We start from the raw sequence: 21,370 nt of genomic DNA, 5'->3' as shown, positions 1-21,370 counted from the left end.
TTATAGTACAGAGAATTGTGGATAACTACCCCGGCAAAAAAAGAGTTTCCTCACTGTTTATCGACAAAATATGCACAAAATCAGAGGTTGTGTACAAAAAACGTGCACAACTTGTCGAACTTGTGGATAACTCTGGATAATTCATTGCATTTTCCGCTTTTTTTTGATATTATATGAGTGCTCTGTTTTGTTAATAAGTATGAAGGCTAGCTGATTTTATCCACAACTTGTGGATATTGTGTGGACAATTATACACATCATGTTTATTAGTTTATACACAACGTTGTGGAAAACTTAATTTTTAGGTTTTCCTCTTTTTTGTCAATGTATAACGATCCACAAGATATAAACTAATTAAAAAATGAAAGGAGGAATAAACACGTGGAAAATATCGAAGAATTATGGAACAGTACCTTAAGCTTAATTAAGGATAAAGTGAGTAAACCAAGCTTCGATACATGGTTAAAGAACACATCTGTTGCAGAATTACAAGATGATACAATTATTATTTCAGCCCCTAATGAATTCACGAGAGACTGGTTGGATTCAAAGTATACCGCTATTATCGGTGAGGCGCTCTATCAGGTTACTGGAGCAGAATTAGCTGTTAAATTCATCATTCCGGAAACAATGGACGATGCAGCTAAAGAAATGACACAGATGAAGAAGCAGCCTCCGGTTGCAGCCCAGCAATATGACAGCTCTGCTAAGTCGATGCTGAATGATAAATATACCTTTGAAACGTTTGTCATTGGTTCAGGTAATCGTTTTGCTCATGCTGCCTCTTTAGCAGTTGCCGAAGCTCCTGCCAAGGCTTATAACCCTTTATTTATCTATGGGGGCGTTGGATTAGGTAAGACCCACTTAATGCATGCCATTGGTCACTACGTCTTGGAACATAATCCGAATGCAAAAGTTGTCTATCTATCATCAGAGAAATTCACCAATGAATTCATCAATTCTATTCGCGATAATAAAACCGTGAATTTTCGCAATAAATATCGGAGTGTAGATGTCCTATTAATTGATGATATTCAATTTCTAGCGGGAAAAGAACAAACACAAGAAGAATTTTTTCATACCTTTAATACGTTACATGAAGAAAATAAACAGATTATTATCTCAAGTGACCGTCCTCCGAAAGAGATCCCAACCTTAGAAGACAGGCTGCGTTCTCGTTTTGAATGGGGACTGATCACCGATATTACGCCACCTGATTTGGAAACAAGAATTGCGATCTTAAGAAAGAAGGCAAAAGCAGAAGGACTGGATATCCCAAACGAGGTCATGCTTTATATCTCCAATCAGATTGATACCAATATTCGTGAGTTAGAAGGGGCCTTGATTCGTGTAGTTGCTTATTCTTCCTTAATTAATCAGGATATTGACGCACCTTTAGCAGCGGAGGCGTTAAAGGATATTATTCCGACATCACGTCCAAGGGTGATCACGATTCCGCATATTCAAGAAGAGGTAGGCAAACGTTATAACGTCAAGCTGGAAGAGTTCTCTGCAAAAAAACGGACGAAATCCATTGCCTTTCCACGCCAAATTGCGATGTATCTCTCTAGGGAATTAACGGATTTCTCCTTGCCTAAAATCGGGGAAGAATTTGGGGGAAGAGACCATACAACCGTTATTCATGCCCATGAAAAGATCTCAAAACTAATGACAACAGATGAGCTGCTTAATAAAGAAATTGAAGAGATTAAGGAGCAATTAAAGGCATTGTAAAAAACACGTTCTACTGCCCTGTGCATAATGTGGATAAGAAGGACAAGTTTGCGAACAAGTTGTACACATCTGGATAACTTTTTAGAATCCCTATCCACTGAGGTTATCCACATATTCACAGGCCCTAGTACTATGATTACTATATTTTATTAATAATAAATAAATATATTCCTCAAGGAGGAGAAGCATGAAAATTATCATAAATAGAAATAAACTAATGGAAAGTATTCAGCACGTAACGAAGGCGATCTCTTCCAAAACAGCGATCCCCATTTTGGCTGGTTTAAAAATACAAGCAAATCAAAATGGAGTCACTTTAACAGGAAGTGACTCAGATATTACGATTGAATCTTTTATTCCTAAAGAAGAAGAAGGGATTCAATTTATTGATGAATTAGAGGCTGGAGAAATCATCGTTCATGCCAAATACTTTCCCGAAATCATTCGCAAACTGCCATCAGAAACAGTACACATAGAAGTGAATGAACAGTTGCAGATCACGATTCAATCCGGTCATGCCGAGTTCCATTTAAATGGTCAAGATGCTGAAGAATATCCATTGGTTTCTCAGATCAATTCGGAAGCGAACTTTGAATTATCAATCCCTTTATTAAAAACGATGATTAAACAGACTGTATTTGCTGTATCGACTTCAGAAACACGCCCGATTTTGACAGGGGTTAATATAAAAGTAGAAAATGAACACTTACACTTTGTAGCAACAGATAGTCACCGTTTGGCAGCAAGTATGCTACCATTAACAGAAGATATTGCTCCATTTCCATTTGAACAAGTAGTAATACCTGGGAAAAGTCTAAGTGAATTAAGTAAAATTCTTGGAGATACCGATGAGAAAATTCAAGTGAGTATTAGCTCCAATCAAATTGCTTTTCAGACAAAACAATTGTATTTCTTATCACGTTTATTAGACGGTAAATACCCTGAAACTTCCCGCTTGATCCCAGATGAAACCCAAACCGTCATTCAAGCAGATACCAAGGCATTGTTACAAGCGGTGGACCGGGCATCTTTACTGGCAAAAGACAATCATAATAATGTGATTCGTTTGCAAACCATGGATGACCATACTATTGAAATCTCCGGTAATTCACCTGAAATTGGAAAAGTAGAAGAAGAAATCACTGTTGCGAGTATTGATGGTGATGCTTTGAAAATTTCTTTTAGTTCTAAATATATGATTGATGCACTAAAAATCATGGAAACAGAGCGAGTAAATATCGGGTTTACCGGGGCCATGCGTCCATTTATTTTAAAACCAACTGATCATGATCAAATTTTACAGCTTATCTTACCAGTAAGAACCTTTTAAACCATACATCAGAAGCATAAGGTGGCGATTGATGACCCGAATCGTTATCTTATGCTTTTTCAATACGGAAACAATGCTCCCTCTTCTCTACTGCTCTCTCCTTTTACAGAACGATATAATTCGTTATATGCGTTATTGTTCGGCTTTTCTAGAGAAATTACCGAGCTTTCCTTTTCTATTTCACAAATGTTTAGTAGAATAGGAAGAAGGGCTATACTTATATCAATACTAACAAACGACTATCTTCACTCGAGAGGGTTTCTGGAAAGCCTATTAGCCAAAAACAGAAACAAAGCTAACAATAGACGGACATCGCAAAGGATTAAGTGCATGTCTTGTTTTCTAATAGAAAAGAAGGTGAATGTGTATGAAAGAGACGATCGGTATTACAACAGACTATATTCCACTTGGTCAATTCCTCAAATTAGCCAACATCTTGGAATCTGGCGGGATGATTAAAATCTTTTTACAAGAAAATGGGGTTTATGTTAACGATGAACTAGAAACACGTCGCGGTAGAAAGCTTTATCCAGGCGATGCCGTCTATGTCGAAGATGTTGGTACGTTTGTAGTAGAAAAAGAAGCATAAATTCGAAAGGGAATTCGAATGTATATAGAACAATTACGTTTATTAAATTACCGGAATTACCATGATTTAACGGTTACCTTCGATGATAAAATTAATGTCATTATTGGTGAAAATGCCCAAGGGAAGACGAACTTAATGGAATCTATCTATGCCTTGGCCTTCTCTAAATCACACCGTACGACAAAAGATAAAGAATTAATCCAATGGGAGCAAAACTATGCTAAAATAGAAGGTAGTATTGTAAAACGGAAACAACGCTTCCCGTTAGAAATACAAATTACAAATAAAGGTAAGAAAGCAAAATTAAATCACCTGGAGCAGAAACGTCTTAGCGATTATATAGGTGCCCTGAACATTGTCATGTTTGCGCCTGAGGACTTGAACCTTGTAAAAGGGAGCCCGCAGATTAGAAGGCGTTTTATTGATATGGAGATTGGTCAGGTTCAGCCTGTCTATATTTATCACCTTGGTCAATATATGAAAATTCTGAAGCAGCGGAATCACTTACTAAAACAAATCCGTCAAAGGAAGACAGAAGACCTTACTATGCTTCGGGTATTGACAGAGCAAATGATGGAACATGCCGTCGTTATACTAGAGAAACGGCTTTTGTTTATGACACGATTAAGGAAATGGGCGAAGCAAATACACAAAGGAATTAGCAGAGATTTAGAAGATTTAGACCTGCAGTATGCTGCCACCGTTGACATTTCTGAAGAGAGTCAGAAGGAAAAAATAGCTGTCACCTTACGTGAGGCTTTTGAAAATATAGAGCAGAAAGAAACGGAACGAGGAACGACCTTAATTGGACCTCATCGAGATGACTTGGTGTTTTTTGTGAATGGAAAAAATGTACAGTCGTTTGGTTCACAAGGACAGCAACGAACAACGGCATTATCGCTGAAATTAGCGGAAATCGAGCTAATCCATCAAGAAATTAATGATTACCCCGTATTACTTCTGGACGATGTCTTAAGTGAATTGGATGACTACCGCCAATCACACTTGTTGGATACCATTGAGGGGAAAGTCCAAACCTTTATTTCAACGACTAGTATCGATGGTATCCATCATAAGCAGTTAGAAAAGGCTGAGATATTCAGAGTCAACAAAGGACAAATAATAGAGTGAAAAAGTAGGGATACTATGTTTATTCATATTGGAGACGATCAGGTGATTCAATCAAAAGATGTTATTGGCATTATTGATTACAACCTCGTATCTTCTTCAACGATTAATGAGGAGATGCTGGAGCAGCTAAAACAAAAGAAACAAGTCGTCGTTTCGGATGAACCTTTGACAAAGGCAGTTGTTATCACTTCGGACAAGGTATATTACAGTCCTTTATCTGTACTGACGTTGAGAAAACGGACAAGTATGATCTCCACCATCAGCCGGCTCGAAGATTATTCGGAATGGAACGAAGAAGAGGAAGAATAAAGATTATTAATGAGAGAGAATGTAGGTGATTTGATTGACAATGGAAGAGAATACGCCAGTAGAACAATCATATGGTGCGGAACAGATTCAAGTTTTAGAAGGCTTGGAAGCTGTACGTAAACGGCCTGGTATGTACATTGGCTCTACTAATGAGCGAGGGTTGCACCACTTAGTATGGGAAATAGTAGATAATAGTATTGATGAGGCCCTAGCTGGTTATTGCGATCATATTGAAGTATTTATCGAAAAGGATAATAGTATCACAGTGATTGATAATGGTCGGGGTATTCCAGTAACCACACATGAGAAGACAGGACGCCCGACAGTAGAAACGATTATGACGGTACTGCATGCCGGAGGTAAATTCGGTGGTGGCGGTTATAAAGTATCTGGCGGTCTGCATGGTGTAGGTGCCTCTGTTGTTAATGCATTATCCAGTGAACTGGAAGTATTCGTGCACAGAGATGGAAAGATATATCATCTAAGCTTTGAACGAGGCAAACCTAATAATGACCTGCAAGTGATTGGAGAGACCGAAATTTCTGGTACCAAGACTCATTTTAAACCAGACGAGGAGATCTTCACAGAGACAACAGTTTTTCATTACGATATTTTAGCCACGCGTTTGCGCGAATTGGCCTTTCTAAATAAAGGATTAACGATTTCCATTCAAGATAATCGAGAAGAAGAGAGTAAGCGAGAAACATTCTACTATGAGGGCGGTATTCGTTCTTATGTAGAGCATTTGAATCGATCCAAAGAGGTATTGCATGAACCTTTTTATGCGGAAAAAGAAGAAGCTGGTATTCAAGTAGAGGTATCCTTGCAATATAACGAAGGGTTTGCCAGCAATATCTATTCTTTTGCGAATAATATTAATACGCATGAAGGCGGGACACATGAGGCCGGCTTTAAGACGGGATTAACCCGTGTAATCAACGATTATGCCAGAAAAAATAATCTGTTTAAGGAAACAGATCCTAACTTATCCGGTGACGACGTGCGAGAAGGACTTACGGCAATTATCTCTATTAAACACCCTGATCCGCAGTTTGAGGGGCAAACGAAGACCAAACTAGGAAATAGTGAGGCGAGAACAATCACGGATTCGGCTTTTAGTGACTTGTTTTCTACCTTCTTGTTTGAGAATCCGAATACTGCGCGGATTATTGTGGAAAAAGGGCTGATGGCTTCGCGTGCCCGTATGGCAGCGAAAAAAGCCCGTGAATTAACGCGACGTAAGGGAGCATTAGAAGTCTCTAACCTGCCCGGTAAATTAGCTGACTGTTCCTCCCGTGATGCTACGTTAAGTGAGCTGTACATCGTAGAGGGTGACTCGGCAGGTGGCTCTGCCAAACAAGGACGTGACCGTCATTTTCAAGCGATCCTGCCTTTAAGGGGTAAAGTGCTGAATGTGGAAAAGGCACGGTTGGATAAAATTTTGTCTAATAATGAAATTCGTTCGATCATAACCGCACTTGGTACAGGGATTGGCGAAGAATTTGATATATCGAAGGCTCGCTATCATAAAGTCGTGATCATGACAGATGCGGATGTTGATGGAGCCCATATTCGAACCTTACTGTTGACGTTCTTCTATCGTTTCATGAAGCCGTTAATTGATTATGGTTATATCTACATCGCTCAGCCCCCTCTTTATCAGGTTAAGCAAGGGAAAGTGGTACATTATACCTATTCTGATAAAGAACTGGATAAATTATTAGCCGAATTACCGAAACAGCCGAAACCAGGTCTGCAACGATACAAAGGTCTGGGAGAAATGAATGCGACCCAGTTGTGGGAAACGACAATGGATCCTTCAGGCAGGACGTTATTACAAGTAAATCTGGAGGATGCCATGGAGGCAGATATGATTTTTGATATGCTAATGGGGGATAAGGTAGAGCCGAGACGGAATTTTATACAGGATAATGCCGTCTATGTGAAAAATTTAGATATTTAGATGATGTTCACTTCTTCCTGCAGTGAAATAGGAGGTAATTAAATTATGGTGGAGCATAATCGTCCACAAGTGCAAGAAATTAATATAGGGCAAGAAATGCGTACATCCTTTTTGGATTATGCCATGAGTGTTATTGTCTCTCGTGCGTTACCGGATGTGCGTGATGGCATGAAGCCTGTGCATCGCCGAATTCTATATGCATTAAACGATCAGGGAATGCACGCGGATAAGGCATATAAGAAATCGGCTCGGATTGTGGGGGATGTCATTGGTAAGTATCACCCACACGGGGATTCTGCTGTCTATGACGCGATGGTCCGGATGGCACAAGATTTTAGTTATCGTTATATGCTGGTAGATGGGCATGGAAACTTCGGATCTGTCGATGGTGATCCTCCAGCAGCTATGCGTTATACAGAGGCAAGAATGTCTAAGATTTCCATGGAAATGCTGCGGGATATTCAGAAAGATACGATTGACTATATGGACAACTATGATGGTTCGGAAAGAGAACCTAAGGTGCTGCCGGCGAAGTTTCCTAATTTGCTCGTTAACGGGGCTTCTGGGATTGCAGTAGGTATGGCCACAAACATCCCTCCGCATCATCTAGGAGAAACGATTGATGCCATCTTAGCGATTAGTCATCAACCAGATATTACAATCGCTGAATTAATGGATGAATATATTCAAGGTCCTGACTTCCCAACAGCAGCGCAAATTTTAGGGAGAAGTGGTATTCGCAAGGCATTTGAAACAGGTAAAGGTTCGATTACGATTCGTGCCAAAACTGAGATTGAAGAGAAAGCTAATGGAAAAGCAACGATCCTTGTTTCTGAGCTTCCTTATCAAGTGAACAAGGCCAAACTAATTGAGAAGATTGCTGAATTGGCTCGTGATAAACGGATTGAAGGTATTACTGATTTGCGTGATGAATCCGATCGAAATGGTATGCGGATGGTTATTGAGTTACGTCGTGATGCCAATCCAAATGTTGTATTAAATAATCTTTATAAACATACATCATTGCAGACAACATTCGGTATCAATATGCTGGCATTAGTGGATGGACAGCCAAAAGTATTAAACTTGAAGCAATGTCTTGAGTATTATTTAGAGCACCAGAAGGAAATCATTATTCGCAGGACTCAGTATGACTTAAATAAGGCAGAGGCACGTGCACATATCTTAGAAGGTTTACGTGTTGCCTTGGATCATATTGATGCGATTATTACGCTAATTCGTCAGTCTCAAACGACTGATATTGCCAGAGAAGGGTTAATGACCCAGTATGAATTATCAGAAAAGCAAGCACAGGCTATTTTAGATATGCGTCTGCAACGCTTGACTGGTTTGGAACGAGAGAAGATTGAGGAAGAATACAATCAAATCATGGCCTTAATCGATGAATTAAAGGCGATCTTAGCCAATGAAGAAAAGATCCTTGAAATTATTCGGGAAGAATTACTTGAAATCAAAGAAAAATATAGTGATGACCGCAGAACCGAAATCGTAACAAGCGGTATTGATCTGATCGAGAATGAAGATCTTATCCCGGAAGAGAATATTGTCGTAACTGTTACCCATCGCGGCTATATTAAACGCCTGCCTGCTTCTACTTACCGTGCACAACGCCGTGGCGGCCGAGGAGTACAAGGAATGGGGACGAATGATAATGACTTTGTGGAGCATTTGGTTTCCTGTTCTACCCATGATACAGTGCTTTTCTTTTCCAACAAAGGAAAGGTGTACCGTTCGAAGGGATATGAAATCCCCGAATTCAATCGAACGGCAAAAGGGCTTCCGATTATCAATTTACTTGAGGTAGAGCAAGGGGAATGGATTAATGCTGTCATCTCCGTTAGTGAATTTCATGAGGACTGGTACCTTTTCTTTACCACAAAGCATGGTATTTCTAAGCGTACTTCGTTAACCCAGTTTGCTAATATTCGCAAAGGCGGCCTTATCGCGTTAAACTTACGTGATCAGGACGAATTAATTTCTGTACGTATGACAGATGGTACAAAGGATATCCTGATTGGAACAAGAAATGGCTATGTGATTCGTTTTGAAGAGCAGCAAATTCGTGCAATGGGACGTACTGCCGCGGGTGTAAAAGGTATTTCTTTACGTGGTGAAGACGAGGTCGTATCGATGGAAATTATGGAAGAATCGCAATATGTCTTAAATGTGACCGAGAATGGCTATGGTAAACGTACGATTGAGGAAGATTACCGACGAACGAATCGTGGTGGTAAAGGGATTTTCACGTGTAACATAACCGAAAAAACCGGACAAGTGGTTGCGGTGAAAGTGGTAACTGACGAGGAAGATATTATGATCATGACCGTGTCTGGTGTGCTGATACGTATGCAGGTTGAAGGAATCTCTATTACCGGAAGAAACACTCAAGGGGTCCGTTTGATTCGTTTACAAGATGATCAGAAGGTGGCTACTGTTGCCAAAGTGGATCGGGAAGAATTAGACGAATTGGAGGAAGAAGAGTCAGAGTAAAGCGAAGGGCGGCGATTCTGTTGCAGGTGCATCCCGGTCAATTGCAGGATGGGTGTGTGATTACCAAGGATGTTGTAGGTTTAAGTAAACATCCGATTATGAAGCGTAACACCATTGTTTCTGAAAAACATATACAAGCATTACAGCATTTTAATATAGCTGTTGTAGAGGTATCAGAAAGCCTGGCTTCCGGTAAACCCTTTGTTCCAAGCAAAAAGGTGAAACCTGCACGTCAGGAACCACAGCTTCCCACTAAGCCTGTCTTTCATACGGTATATGAGGGCACCGTAGCGGCATATAAAAAAATGTTCCAGGGCTGGCAAGGTGGAATAGGCATCGATCTTCCACAAGTGCGTCAGCTTCTGAGTCCTTTATTAGCGTATGTCAGGCAAGGTGATTTTTCAATTTTGTCATTATCTAACCAGGCAACAGCAAAGGACTACTTTTTCCATCACGGGGTGAGTGTTTCTTTGCTGGCTGCTGATCTTGCGAAACGTTTAGGCTATAAGCAGGAATGGTTTCAAGTTGGCATGGCCGCCTTTCTAATGGACAGCGGCATGGCCAAACTACATAACAATTTCCTGGAGAAGTCAGCGGCATTAACGGAAGCAGAATGGAATGAAATAAAGCAGCATCCTGTATGGTCCTATCGTATGGTAGAGCATGTTTCTTTGATGGCATCAGAAATGAAATTGGCAGTTTTGCAGCATCATGAGCGTATGGATGGGAGTGGTTATCCACTTGGTGTAGAGGGAGCTATGGTGCATCCCTTTGCCCAAATTCTTGCCGTTTCCGATGTCTATCATGCAATGACAACGGGCCGAGTCTATCAAAAGCCACAGACGCCTTTTCAGGTTGTGGAGGAGATCCAGAAACAAAAACATCATCAATTGGATTTTGCCACTGTAGAAGCATTTATGGATGTGTGGGAGCGGCAAATAGCAGGTGCGCAGGTATTGCTTTCCAATGGCGAAGCAGCCACGATTGTCTATCTGGATAGGCAAAATCCTTCCCGACCGATCGTTCGCCTATTACATAATGACCAAATTGTGCAATTGACAAAAGATCAACACCTAGCAGTTGAGGAGATACTCTAAACTTTTACGGGGCCTTAAACAGCGAGTATCATGTATCCATTATAATAGGATAATGAATGATGAACCGATAGAATACGCACTTATCAGATAAAAACTCGGAGGAAGCGGCCATATGCCACTCCCTCCGGTTTTTTTATCTCCTAGCTTCTAGTGAGAATACTGATCTTGCAGTTGGTCCTCTTTCTCCTTCTGCTCTTTTGTCTTCCATAACTGAGAAATTTGTTCTAATGACTTGTTTTTGGTCTCTGGAACAATCGTCATAACGAAAGTAAAACAGATAATATTAATCACAGTAAACATCCAGAACGTAAACGCATTACCCATATTGTTAATTAATACAGGAGTAAATTGTCCGATCGCCCAGTTGGCGCCCCACAAGAACATTGTTGCGATGCCCACTGCCTTGGCACGCAAATGATTTGGAAAGATTTCCGGAATCATAATCCAAGGAATTGGTCCCATGGATACACAGAATGCCGCCGTGAAACCAGCAATCATCACGATTAATAAGACACCGGCATTAGCAGGGTCGAAATAGAAGACACTGCCAATCAGGAACATAAAGATAGCCATCAAGCTGGAACCAATCGCCATCAATTTCTTACGCCCCAGCCTGTCAATGAGAAGAATACCTACAATCGTAAATACCACTTGCACACTACCAATGATACTGGTAGCCAGAAACTCGGTATTATTTTCAAATCCAACACTTCGGAAAATATCAGGACCATAGTAGTTGACGGCATTCATACCGATCACTTGATTAAATAAAGCAAGAAAAATACCTACCCCCATTGCTTTCTTTAAGCCTGGTTTCCATAACTCCTTAATCGAACTACTGTCTTCTATCTCGATGGAGGCCTTAATTTCTGCTATTTCTTTTTCGGCAATTTCTTTACCATTGATTCGTTGCAAAATAGAAAAGGCTTGATCATTGTCTTTTTTCTGAACTAAATAACGTGGGCTTTCTGGGATAAAGAACAGAATAAAGAGAAAGATGATCCCTGGTACTGCTCCATAACCGAGCATCCACCGCCAGCCGATTTCTAACCCCCATTCATGGGTACCACTATTGGCCACCCCATAGTTAATATAAAATGTAGCTGAGATACCAAGAATCGTAAATAATTGATACATCGAACCTAAGCGGCCGCGAATGGCTGGCGGGGCGCACTCACTAATATAAGTGACAGATAATGCAGAGGCAAAACCAATACTTAAGCCCCCGATGATTCGGGCGAAGACTAACATGGTTACACCCGTGGCCAATGCCGATCCTAAGGCAGAGATAATAAATAAGACCCCGGCTACCATGAGGATCTTCTTACGTCCCCAACGGTCGGCTAAAAATCCGGATAAGGCGACACCGATCACACCACCAATCATGACACAGGAAATAACCCAGCCTTCCATGGCGGGACTTAATCCGTAGACTTCCTGCAAGTAACCAATCGCTCCTGAGATAACAGCTGTATCGAAACCATACAGTAAACCTGCCAACCCAGCTGCTGAAGCGATTAAGATAACATACCAAAGTGAATGTTTCTTTTCCATTCTGAATCCTCCTCTGATGATAAAACTAATCTGTTTATTCGATTAAAACGCTGTCAATCAAATAAATAATTTCTTTGTTAGTTCCTAATTTATCACGTTTATATTGGATTCAGCGGGTAACTATCTTCACTTTTTTGTTACATACTAGATTTTTTTGTTATTTGATCTCATTTAGCCGCTAAAGTATTGTTTGCGATAATCACTAGGGCTGTATTGTGTAGTCTTTTTGAACACACGGCTAAAATAGTTTGGATCCTTGTATCCAACTGTTAAGGCAATCTCCTTCAAAGAATAACGAGGATCTAATAACCATTCCTTCGCTTTCTCCATTCTTAGGCTGGTTAGATATTCGATAAAAGAAATCCCTGCTTGCTCCTTAAATAGTCTGCTAAAATAATAAGAACTTAAGCCAATTTCATCCGCCACTTCTTCCAAGGTGAGCTGCTTGTTGTAGTGTAGCTGGATATATTCTTTTGCTTGATGCAGTACGCCTTCTATACTGAAAGAACGCCATTCACTCAGATTCTCCATCACCTGCGCCAGCTGCTGTCTGGCTGCTTCTTTGATTAAGATGATATTATCCAATGTGGCTAAATCTATCACGCTAGGAATAGAGATACCTATTTTTTGGAATGTTTGTTGTAATACCTTGAAAAAATCTTGAATCGTTCTGCTGATCAAGTCGATTCGATAATTCGCTTGTTTTTGGACCAGCTCTACATATTGATCGAACCATTCATTCGCTTGTCGTTCATCCCCTATCCTAATGGCGTGGAGTAATTTCTTTTCCAAATCGATATCCGACTGTTGAGGGACGGCTGTGGCCATCTTTTCCTCAAATATAGTGTAGGACGAACTTGGATTGTCTTTAGCGTATTGCAATGCCAAGATCGCCTCTTCATAGGAACTGGAGAATTTAGATAAATCATCTTTGTGTCTTCCTACCCCAATCTGCAGTTGTTCTTTCTCAAAAGACGAGGACAAATGATGAACGGCCTCTACAATGAAGGATCGATTGTTAACCTGTTCTCCATTCACTAGCACAGGGACTTGGTAACCAAGCAGTGGTCCGATAACATGCGGATAGGGTAACTCCACTAATACGTTCTTCAACAGTTGATACCAATGTTTTTTTTGTTCTCTGGTAAGAGATGTATCAACGGAATGGAAAGAGAATACAACCACAAACATCGATGTATCATCAATCTCTAACCATTCTCCCAAGGAAGCCGAATCCAAAGCATGTACGTGATCCATCATCAATGTTAAGATGAATTCCGTTTCTATAATGGCGTTTGCTTGCTCTAAACGTTGATTCCAATATTTTTGATCGGTTAATTCCTCCACCATGCGGTCAAATGCTTCTAATACTTCTGATGGTTTATTTGGTTTCAATAAATATTCTTTGATGCCAAACTGCATCGCCCTTTTTGCATACTGAAAGGTGTCATAGGCAGAAACCATGATACACTTCACATCGGGAAGCTTTGCCAAAATTTGCTCCACTGCTTGCAAACCATCGACTTCCGGCATTTTGATATCCATAAAAATAATGTCCGGTTCTTGTTCGATCGCCTGCTCGACCGCCTCTTTACCGTTTTTTGCTTCTGCTGCAATCTTTATTCCTGTTCGATTCCGCTCTAATATTAATTGAATCGCTTCTCTTTCAATTGGTTCATCGTCTACCAGCATTATCTTTATCATGTAGTTCGCCCCTTATCTAGCGTGATTCTCACCGTTGTTCCTTTACCTACTTCAGAGACAATGGCTACATCACTGGATTTATCAAAAATCTTTAATCGTTCCATTACATTGCGCAAGCCGATCCCAGTGGAATGCCCTTTTTGTTCCCTATCTGTCTCTTGATGGTTCAAGATTGCTGCTATTTTCGCTTGGGACATCCCTTTGCCATTATCTGAAACCTCAATCACTACTTGCCGAGCAGTTGAAAAAATAGCGAGTGTAATAACGGCGTCTTCTGCCATTTCCTCGATGCCGTGGACAAAGGCATTCTCAATCAGTGGTTGTAAAGTCAAACAAGGAATGGCAACATGCAAGCAGTCTTCTTCGATATTCTGTTCAAAGGTAATCCTGTCTCCAAATCGACTTTGCTGGAGGAAGAAATACTCATTGACAACCGCTACCTCATCCTTCAAGGATGTTTCTCTATCAAGATTGCCGAGATTATAGCGCAATAATGCAGAGATGGAATGGATTAAATCACTAGTTTTATCGGCTCCTTCGATATAAGAGGTTTTCGAGATAACGTTCAAGGTATTAAATAAAAAGTGTGGATTCACCTGATTTTGTAAACTTTTCAGCTCCATTTCTTTTAGCAGCTGAGACATTTTCGCCTTCTCTTTCATTTCGCTGATGGCCTCGACAATATTGTATTTCATGCGGTTAAATGTATCGGTTAGGACACGTAATTCATCACGCTGAGATACTTGTACATCCGGGATATTATAGTGGCCTTGCGAAATTTCTTTGGAGGCGCTGGTTAGTTTTTCAATCACCTTGGTCGCTCCATTGGAGAACCATAAAGCAAATAAAATACTTAACAAGATAATCGTTAGAAAGACGAAAGAACCTGTTTTTTTAGCCTCTTCTATACGCTGGTTCTCTAGTTCAATGATATGTTGATACTCTGTCAATTGTTGATTAATGAATTCCAGTGTTTTTTCATGAATGTAATCGGCGGTTCTGTCTGTTTCATTTAACGACGAGGCGTATTGCTCAATATGATCCTGCTCCACTAACGTTATCGTCTCATCTGCATATTCTTGAAAACTAGTTAAGAGGGACAAATAATTCTGCTTGTCCATACTGTCACGAATCTTTTGCTCGAAATCCGTTGTGAGTGTCTGCAGCTGCTGCTTTTCCTGTTGATAGGCTTCTTTATTATTTTCCGTTGGTTCATGCACGAATATTTGTAATGACTGCAAAGTAAGATCCGTGCTATTGGTTAACTCGTTTAAGAGAAAATAATGCTCGGAATTTTCTTCGTGTAAGCTAACGATACGCTGTGTATGCCACTCACGGATGAGAAAAAGGGCAACCATCGATACCAAGATAACAAGAAAGTAAAGGAGTAATTTCGTCCGCAGTTTAATCATACGCATCACCGAGATCTTCTTTCTTTAAAAAATCAATTGGAGTATAATAAGTATCTTGAACGTCTTTCCCTTCCATTACATCCAGCATGAGCTCGACACTGGTGTAACCAATGTTATAAAATTGTTGTTGAACTAAGACGTCAATCTTCTCCTGCGCTAGTAATTGAAGATTTTCTTCCAAGGTATCAAAGGCCATCACGTATAAGTCATCTTGGATGTCTAATGATTCGATGGCCGCTACCATACCGATACCATCTAATGCGCTGGTACCATACAATGCCGTGATTTCTGGATGATCTCGCAACATGCTGTATGCCTTCCCTTCAGCGGTGGTTCTGCTTATATTGGATTCTTCGATGGCAACGATATCTACCCCTTCTTCTTCCACGACATCTTTGAACCCCTTGACACGTAGTTTGTGATGGTCATTGGTGAAACTGCCGGTAATAATACCTACCTTTTCATCTGGACTTAAATCATTTAGGAGCTGTTCCCCCGCCTGCCGCCCTGCTTGGTAATTATCTGTTCCAATATATGCCGATCGACGACTCTCAGGGGCGTCTGTATCAATCGTTATCACCGGTATTCCTTGTTCGACCGCTTTGTCGATGACCGGGAGAAAATCGTCATTTAAGGCTTGTACAATAATGCCATCGACTTTGGATTTGATTGCCATATCCAACAGTTTTAATTGTTCATCCGGATTGGAGCGTCTGGGACCATTATATTCAATGGCTACATCATATTTTTCTTCTGTGTCTTGTGCACCTTCTCCGACTAGTTTCCAATAATCATGATCCATTTCCTCGCCAATTAAGACAAAATGATAGGCTGGCATCTGCTCTGTAGTGGCTGATTTTTCTGTTATTTCCTGGTCTGCTTGCTGTGCTTGTATAAAAGAATAGATTGACAAACTAATCGTTGCAACTACGCCAATGATAAGGAGCGAATATATATATTTCATCCAATGCCTCCTCTTATAAGATAAGTTTAGTGTATCATAACAATATACCGACAAAGCACAATGACCTCATCGATCTTATCCTCCCGTATCGTATAAGAAAAGATGGAAAAAACCCGACCTTTCCTTTATCACTAATTAAAAATAGATACAGGCTCCCGATTCGTTCATGTTAAAATCGTTCCCTTTTCTAATGATCCCAAGAATTTTATCCTTCTTTGAGTATAAAAAAATCAAGACGATGTAACCTCTTACATGATTGATTTTATCCTATCGTTAGACAAAGCCCACTTCACTGCCAATAAAAAAAGGTTGAAAAACACCGTAACATGTCGTATTGTAATTAACAATAGTTAAGGGTGTAAAGCCTGTGAAATAGGCGAAAGTCACCATTATTCTCCAATCTATTATTCATTCACATAGTGATTACAAAAAACAAGGAGGCATATCGATGAGAACGGATAAATTCAGTAAAGAAGGATTAACCTTTGATGATGTACTATTAGTACCAGCAGAGTCTAATGTATTGCCAAAGGAAGTATCGGTACAAACCAAGTTATCGGATAACATCACACTTAATATCCCATTTTTAAGTGCAGGTATGGATACGGTGACCGAGGCACAACTTGCTATATCGATTGCGCGACAAGGCGGGATAGGGATCATCCATAAGAATATGTCCATCGAAGATCAAGCCGAACAGGTAGATCGTGTCAAACGCTCAGAAAGTGGTGTGATTACTAACCCGTTCTTCCTGACTCCGGAGCATCAAGTGTTCGATGCCGAGCATTTAATGGGTAAATTCCGTATATCAGGTGTGCCTATTGTCAACAATGAAGAGGAACAAAAACTTGTTGGCATTTTAACGAATCGAGATCTCCGTTTTATTGAAGACTATTCAATTCGGATTTCAGAAGTGATGACAAGTAAAAACTTAGTCACCGCACCAGTAGATACAGATCTTAAAGAAGCGGAAAAGATCTTACAAAAACATAAAATCGAAAAACTTCCTCTCGTCAATCAAGCCGGTGTGTTAAAAGGATTAATCACGATTAAAGATATTGAGAAAGTGATTGAATTTCCGCATTCGGCGAAGGACAAACAAGGTCGTTTATTGGTTGGTGCTGCAGTAGGTATAACGGCAGACTCCCTGACCCGCATCGAAAAATTAGTAGAGGCTGGGGTAGATGTACTAGTTATTGATACGGCACATGGTCATTCAAAAGGGGTACTGGAACAGGTGAGCCGTGTGCGTGACCAATATCCTCATATTGATATTATCGCAGGTAATGTAGCAACAGCTGAAGCAACCAAGGCTTTAATTGAGGCAGGCGCCAATATTATCAAGGTTGGTATTGGACCAGGTTCGATCTGTACGACTCGTGTTGTCGCAGGTGTAGGTGTGCCACAAATTACTGCGGTGAATGATTGTGCGACAGAGGCGGAAAAATACGGTGTTCCAGTCATTGCAGATGGCGGAATTAAGTATTCCGGTGATATCGCGAAGGCCATTGCAGCTGGGGCACATGCCGTTATGTTAGGAAGTCTTTTTGCCGGAGTATCAGAAAGCCCTGGTGAAACAGAAATATTCCAAGGCAGACGTTATAAGGTATACCGTGGCATGGGATCGGTCAAATCGATGCAAAGCGGATCCAATGATCGTTACTTCCAAGACTCCCAAGACGCCAAGAAATTGGTGCCAGAGGGTATTGAAGGTCGTGTAGCCTATAAAGGACCGTTAGCCGATACGGTTCATCAACTGCTCGGTGGTTTACGTGCAGGTATGGGTTATTGTGGCGCTGCAACGATCGATATAATGCGCAATGATGCCTATTTCATCCGTATGACCGGTGCTGGACTTCGTGAGAGTCATCCCCATGATGTGCAGATTACCAAAGAATCACCAAACTACTCCGTAACATGATGTTTTTCATCAATTGAATAAAGCACAGCGGCTGTCTTACAAGTCTTAATAGAGAACTTCAGAAGACAGCCCTTTTTTTTTGCCAGATAAGAAAATAGGAACACCATGAGTCCATCAAAATAATTTTCAGTTAGGCACATAGCGTTATTTTCTATTTGTTGTAGTTGTGGTAAAATAATTTCGTATGAAAAATATCGTTGGAGGTAGAAAGAGTGAAAGCAACAATAAAAAAATTAAGTATATTAACGATGATTACCGTATTGACCATTACTGCATTTACCATGAATGCTGTAACCATTAAAGGGATAGAAAACATAGAGACAACGGCAGAATCAGCCATTGTGGTAGATGCCGATACAGGAAAAATACTATATGAAAAACAATCTGATTTAAAATTACCTCCAGCTAGTATGACGAAAATGATGACTGAATACCTGGTCCTAGAGGCGATAGCAAACGGAGATATAAATTGGGATGATACGACCGAAATCAGTGATTATGCCTATTGGCTATCTTCTGATCCTGGCTTTTCAGGGATTGGTTTAACCCAAGGAAAAGATTACACCGTGCGTCAGTTGTACGAAGCGATGTCGATTATTTCTGATAATGGGACAACCGTTGCCTTAGCAGAACTAGTAGCTGGTTCGGAAGGCGAATTTGTCCAGATGATGAATGACAAGGCAGAAGAACTAGGTTTAACCGATTATAAATTTGTTAATTCAACTGGACTTGGAAATGCAGATTTAGGGGAGAATGCGCCAGAAGGAACCGATCCAAATGCTGACAATTTACTGTCGGCAAAATCAGCTGCCTTACTTGCCTATCACTTAATCAATGATCATCCAGAAGCCTTGGAATATACCAGTATGCAAACAACCGAATTGGATAATCGTCAATTGGAGAATCTGAACTGGATGCTGCCATGGGACAATGATAATTTTGCCCAATATGGTTATGAAGGAATTGATGGACTGAAAACAGGACATACCGATGCGGCGGGATATTGCTTTACCGGAACGGCGCAACAGGGCGATCGACGTTTAATTACGGTTGTCATGAAAACTGGTTCAGAAGGGGAACGTTTTGAAGAAACGCAAAAATTAATGGAGTTTGGCTTTTCTCAGTTTGCATCCACCGAATTATTCCCTGCTGGTTACCAGTTAGAAGATCAAACGACCTTGCCGGTTGCTAAAGGGAAAGATAACACGGTAAATATTGCAGCAGCTGAACCTATTTCATCGATGATTGCGGATGAAGAAGAGGAGCTGTACTCCGTCGAATATCAGATGGATGAAGATAAATTAACGGCAGATGGCAGTTTAGAAGCGCCTATTGAGTCGGGTGAGAAGATTGGCGAAGTAGTACTTAATTATAACGGAGACAGCGATTACGGCTATATTGATGAAACAACCGGGGGGCATCGCGTCGACTTAGTGACGACTTCTGGTGTGGAAAAAGCGAATTGGTTTATGCTTTCTTTAAGCGCGATTGGCCATTTCTTTAGTGGCTTATTCACGACCGTTGTTGATTTTGTAAAAGGTTTATTTGATTAATCCCGATTAAGCCAGTTGGCATTTAAGCCCTATCTATTATATAATAGATATAGGAACTGATAATATATAGGAGGAACGAGATATGTCTAAAGTAGGTACAGATAGAGTAAAACGCGGTATGGCAGAAATGCAAAAAGGTGGCGTCATTATGGACGTGGTCAACGCCGAACAAGCGAAAATTGCCGAAGAGGCAGGCGCTGTTGCGGTAATGGCTTTGGAACGAGTGCCATCTGACATTCGTGCCGCTGGCGGTGTAGCACGGATGGCCGACCCAACCATTGTAGAAGAAGTAATGGGCGCTGTATCGATTCCAGTTATGGCGAAAGCGCGTATTGGTCATATCGTCGAAGCACGTGTATTAGAAGCCTTAGGCGTTGATTATATTGATGAAAGTGAAGTACTAACCCCTGCAGATGAGGTTTATCACCTCAATAAGCGTGAATATACCGTCCCGTTTGTATGTGGCTGCCGCAACTTAGGTGAAGCTGCTCGTCGAATTGGGGAAGGAACTTCGATGCTTCGTACCAAAGGTGAACCCGGCACCGGGAACATTGTAGAAGCAGTACGTCATATCCGTGAAGTCAATGCACAAGTGCGTAAACTGGTCAATATGAATGAAGACGAAGTGATGACCTATGCGAAAGATTTAGGTGCACCATATGAAGTCTTATTAAATATTAGAGAAAACGGTCGTCTACCGGTTGTAAACTTTGCAGCAGGTGGTGTAGCGACACCAGCCGATGCGGCTTTAATGATGCAACTTGGGGCAGATGGTGTATTTGTAGGATCTGGTATCTTCAAATCAGACAACCCGGCTAAATTTGCTCGTGCTATTGTGGAAGCAACCACGCATTATGAAGATTATGAATTGATCGCTAAGGTATCCCAGGATCTTGGAACAGCCATGAAAGGAATTGAAATTAGCAATATTGAGCCTGCTGATCGTATGCAGGATCGTGGCTGGTAAGGAGTTAGTTAGCAGATGGTAAAAATCGGTGTATTAGGTTTACAAGGTGCAATCCGTGAACATGTTCGTTCGATTGAGACAGCAGGAGCGGAAGCAGCAGTAATCAAGCATAAAGAAGAATTAGCGGACATTGATGGCTTAGTTTTGCCAGGCGGGGAAAGTACCACGATGCGCCGTTTGATTGATAAATATGACTTTTTTGAGCCATTAAAGGCATTTGGACAAGCGGGTAAGCCAATCTTTGGCACCTGTGCCGGACTGATTCTATTAGCCAATCAAATTGTTGGACAGGAAAAGCCGCATTTGGGTTTGATGGATATCAAGGTAGAGCGCAATGCCTTTGGCCGTCAGCGTGAGTCCTTTGAAGCGGAATTAGCGATTAAAGGGGTGGCAGATGATTTTGAAGCGGTCTTTATTCGAGCGCCGCAAATCGAGGCTGTAGGTAATGAGGTAGAGGTGCTGGCAGAATATCAGGGCAGCATTGTAGCAGCCAAGCAAGGGCATTATCTATGCAGCTCCTTTCATCCCGAATTAACCGATGACCATCGCTTGACTGAATACTTTGTCAAAATGGTGGAAAAGTAATATAATAAACATAGGATAAGTAAAACGACGATAGGAAATAGTAATT

Annotated in this window: 16 protein-coding genes and 1 other annotated feature (1 of these 17 running past the window's edge); of the genes, 12 read left to right on the top strand and 4 right to left on the bottom strand. The window is 40.9% G+C overall.

Annotation, left to right across the window (positions count from 1 at the left end; genetic code table 11):
- Positions 1-381 precede the first annotated feature (381 nt).
- The 8 genes from dnaA to BN6556_RS19740 all read left to right on the top strand — a co-directional run bounded on the left by dnaA (position 382) and on the right by BN6556_RS19740 (position 10,664).
- Positions 382-1,734 (top strand): chromosomal replication initiator protein DnaA, encoded by a 1,353-nt coding sequence (gene dnaA, locus BN6556_RS19775; protein ID WP_066195346.1) that lies wholly within the window; start codon positions 382-384, stop codon positions 1,732-1,734.
- Positions 1,735-1,921: 187 nt separating this feature from the next.
- Positions 1,922-3,064, top strand: coding sequence for a DNA polymerase III subunit beta (gene dnaN / locus BN6556_RS19770; protein WP_066195343.1), 1,143 nt, complete (start codon positions 1,922-1,924; stop codon positions 3,062-3,064).
- A gap of 367 nt (positions 3,065-3,431) precedes the next feature.
- Positions 3,432-3,653: a S4 domain-containing protein YaaA gene (gene yaaA, locus BN6556_RS19765; RefSeq protein WP_066195340.1), complete on the top strand. Its 222-nt coding sequence runs from the start codon at positions 3,432-3,434 to the stop codon at positions 3,651-3,653.
- 18 nt (positions 3,654-3,671) lie between these two features.
- Positions 3,672-4,784 (top strand): DNA replication/repair protein RecF, encoded by a 1,113-nt coding sequence (recF, locus tag BN6556_RS19760; protein WP_066195337.1) that lies wholly within the window; start codon positions 3,672-3,674, stop codon positions 4,782-4,784.
- A gap of 15 nt (positions 4,785-4,799) precedes the next feature.
- The gene (remB, locus tag BN6556_RS19755; protein ID WP_066195334.1) at positions 4,800-5,093 is read left to right on the top strand and encodes an extracellular matrix regulator RemB; all 294 of its coding nucleotides are present in this window, start codon (positions 4,800-4,802) and stop codon (positions 5,091-5,093) included.
- A 40-nt stretch (positions 5,094-5,133) separates the two neighbouring features.
- Positions 5,134-7,056 carry a DNA topoisomerase (ATP-hydrolyzing) subunit B gene (gene gyrB / locus BN6556_RS19750; RefSeq protein WP_187374485.1) on the top strand — a complete coding sequence of 641 codons (1,923 nt, stop codon included), beginning with the start codon at positions 5,134-5,136 and terminating at the stop codon, positions 7,054-7,056.
- Positions 7,057-7,101: 45 nt separating this feature from the next.
- Positions 7,102-9,567 (top strand): DNA gyrase subunit A, encoded by a 2,466-nt coding sequence (gene gyrA, locus BN6556_RS19745; protein WP_066195326.1) that lies wholly within the window; start codon positions 7,102-7,104, stop codon positions 9,565-9,567.
- A 56-nt stretch (positions 9,568-9,623) separates the two neighbouring features.
- Complete coding sequence (locus tag BN6556_RS19740; RefSeq protein ID WP_130858887.1) at positions 9,624-10,664, top strand: HD-GYP domain-containing protein; 1,041 nt, start codon at positions 9,624-9,626, stop codon at positions 10,662-10,664.
- Between the two features lie 147 nt (positions 10,665-10,811).
- On the opposite strand, the gene BN6556_RS19735 is transcribed toward BN6556_RS19740, so the two are convergent.
- From BN6556_RS19735 to BN6556_RS19720, 4 genes are all read right to left on the bottom strand, one after another.
- The gene (locus BN6556_RS19735; RefSeq protein ID WP_066195320.1) at positions 10,812-12,218 is read right to left on the bottom strand and encodes a sugar porter family MFS transporter; all 1,407 of its coding nucleotides are present in this window, start codon (positions 12,216-12,218) and stop codon (positions 10,812-10,814) included.
- A 171-nt stretch (positions 12,219-12,389) separates the two neighbouring features.
- Entirely contained in the window at positions 12,390-13,922 is a 1,533-nt protein-coding gene (locus tag BN6556_RS19730) for a response regulator transcription factor (RefSeq protein WP_066195316.1), read from the bottom strand.
- Positions 13,919-15,340 (bottom strand): sensor histidine kinase, encoded by a 1,422-nt coding sequence (locus BN6556_RS19725; RefSeq protein ID WP_235817556.1) that lies wholly within the window; start codon positions 15,338-15,340, stop codon positions 13,919-13,921. Before BN6556_RS19725 ends, BN6556_RS19730 begins: the two co-directional genes overlap by 4 nt.
- Positions 15,327-16,298: a sugar-binding protein gene (locus BN6556_RS19720; RefSeq protein ID WP_066195313.1), complete on the bottom strand. Its 972-nt coding sequence runs from the start codon at positions 16,296-16,298 to the stop codon at positions 15,327-15,329. The genes BN6556_RS19725 and BN6556_RS19720 overlap by 14 nt, the downstream gene beginning before the upstream one ends.
- A gap of 448 nt (positions 16,299-16,746) precedes the next feature.
- Between BN6556_RS19720 and guaB the strand changes: the two genes are divergently transcribed.
- The 4 genes from guaB to pdxT all read left to right on the top strand — a co-directional run bounded on the left by guaB (position 16,747) and on the right by pdxT (position 21,324).
- On the top strand, positions 16,747-18,219 hold the full coding sequence (guaB, locus tag BN6556_RS19715) for an IMP dehydrogenase (RefSeq protein ID WP_066195310.1): 1,473 nt from the start codon (positions 16,747-16,749) through the stop codon (positions 18,217-18,219).
- Positions 18,220-18,431: 212 nt separating this feature from the next.
- Entirely contained in the window at positions 18,432-19,772 is a 1,341-nt protein-coding gene (locus BN6556_RS19710; RefSeq protein WP_066195303.1) for a D-alanyl-D-alanine carboxypeptidase family protein, read from the top strand.
- Between the two features lie 82 nt (positions 19,773-19,854).
- The gene (gene pdxS / locus BN6556_RS19705; RefSeq protein WP_066195300.1) at positions 19,855-20,739 is read left to right on the top strand and encodes a pyridoxal 5'-phosphate synthase lyase subunit PdxS; all 885 of its coding nucleotides are present in this window, start codon (positions 19,855-19,857) and stop codon (positions 20,737-20,739) included.
- Positions 20,740-20,754: 15 nt separating this feature from the next.
- Entirely contained in the window at positions 20,755-21,324 is a 570-nt protein-coding gene (gene pdxT, locus BN6556_RS19700; protein ID WP_066195297.1) for a pyridoxal 5'-phosphate synthase glutaminase subunit PdxT, read from the top strand.
- Positions 21,325-21,342: 18 nt separating this feature from the next.
- Positions 21,343-21,370: a binding site (T-box leader), on the top strand; it runs 188 nt beyond the window's last position.

It is taken from the genome of Gracilibacillus timonensis (assembly GCF_900086715.1).
GTDB classification, from domain to species: Bacteria; Bacillota; Bacilli; order Bacillales; family Amphibacillaceae; genus Gracilibacillus; species Gracilibacillus timonensis.
Note: the sequence above shows the minus strand (reverse complement) of the source record. Positions and strands in the feature narration are given on the sequence as shown.

What these genes read in the sequence shown, in the direction of transcription:
- dnaN (WP_066195343.1), top strand. Translation starts at nt 1,922, where the DNA reads ATGAAAATTATCATAAATAGAAATAAACTAATGGAAAGTATTCAGCAC.
- yaaA (WP_066195340.1), top strand. Translation starts at nt 3,432, where the DNA reads ATGAAAGAGACGATCGGTATTACAACAGACTATATTCCACTTGGTCAA.
- recF (WP_066195337.1), top strand. Translation starts at nt 3,672, where the DNA reads ATGTATATAGAACAATTACGTTTATTAAATTACCGGAATTACCATGAT.
- remB (WP_066195334.1), top strand. Translation starts at nt 4,800, where the DNA reads ATGTTTATTCATATTGGAGACGATCAGGTGATTCAATCAAAAGATGTT.
- gyrB (WP_187374485.1), top strand. Translation starts at nt 5,134, where the DNA reads ATGGAAGAGAATACGCCAGTAGAACAATCATATGGTGCGGAACAGATT.
- gyrA (WP_066195326.1), top strand. Translation starts at nt 7,102, where the DNA reads ATGGTGGAGCATAATCGTCCACAAGTGCAAGAAATTAATATAGGGCAA.
- BN6556_RS19735 (WP_066195320.1), bottom strand. Translation starts at nt 12,218, where the DNA reads ATGGAAAAGAAACATTCACTTTGGTATGTTATCTTAATCGCTTCAGCA.
- BN6556_RS19730 (WP_066195316.1), bottom strand. Translation starts at nt 13,922, where the DNA reads ATGATAAAGATAATGCTGGTAGACGATGAACCAATTGAAAGAGAAGCG.
- BN6556_RS19725 (WP_235817556.1), bottom strand. Translation starts at nt 15,340, where the DNA reads ATGCGTATGATTAAACTGCGGACGAAATTACTCCTTTACTTTCTTGTT.
- BN6556_RS19720 (WP_066195313.1), bottom strand. Translation starts at nt 16,298, where the DNA reads ATGAAATATATATATTCGCTCCTTATCATTGGCGTAGTTGCAACGATT.
- guaB (WP_066195310.1), top strand. Translation starts at nt 16,747, where the DNA reads ATGAGAACGGATAAATTCAGTAAAGAAGGATTAACCTTTGATGATGTA.
- pdxS (WP_066195300.1), top strand. Translation starts at nt 19,855, where the DNA reads ATGTCTAAAGTAGGTACAGATAGAGTAAAACGCGGTATGGCAGAAATG.
- pdxT (WP_066195297.1), top strand. Translation starts at nt 20,755, where the DNA reads ATGGTAAAAATCGGTGTATTAGGTTTACAAGGTGCAATCCGTGAACAT.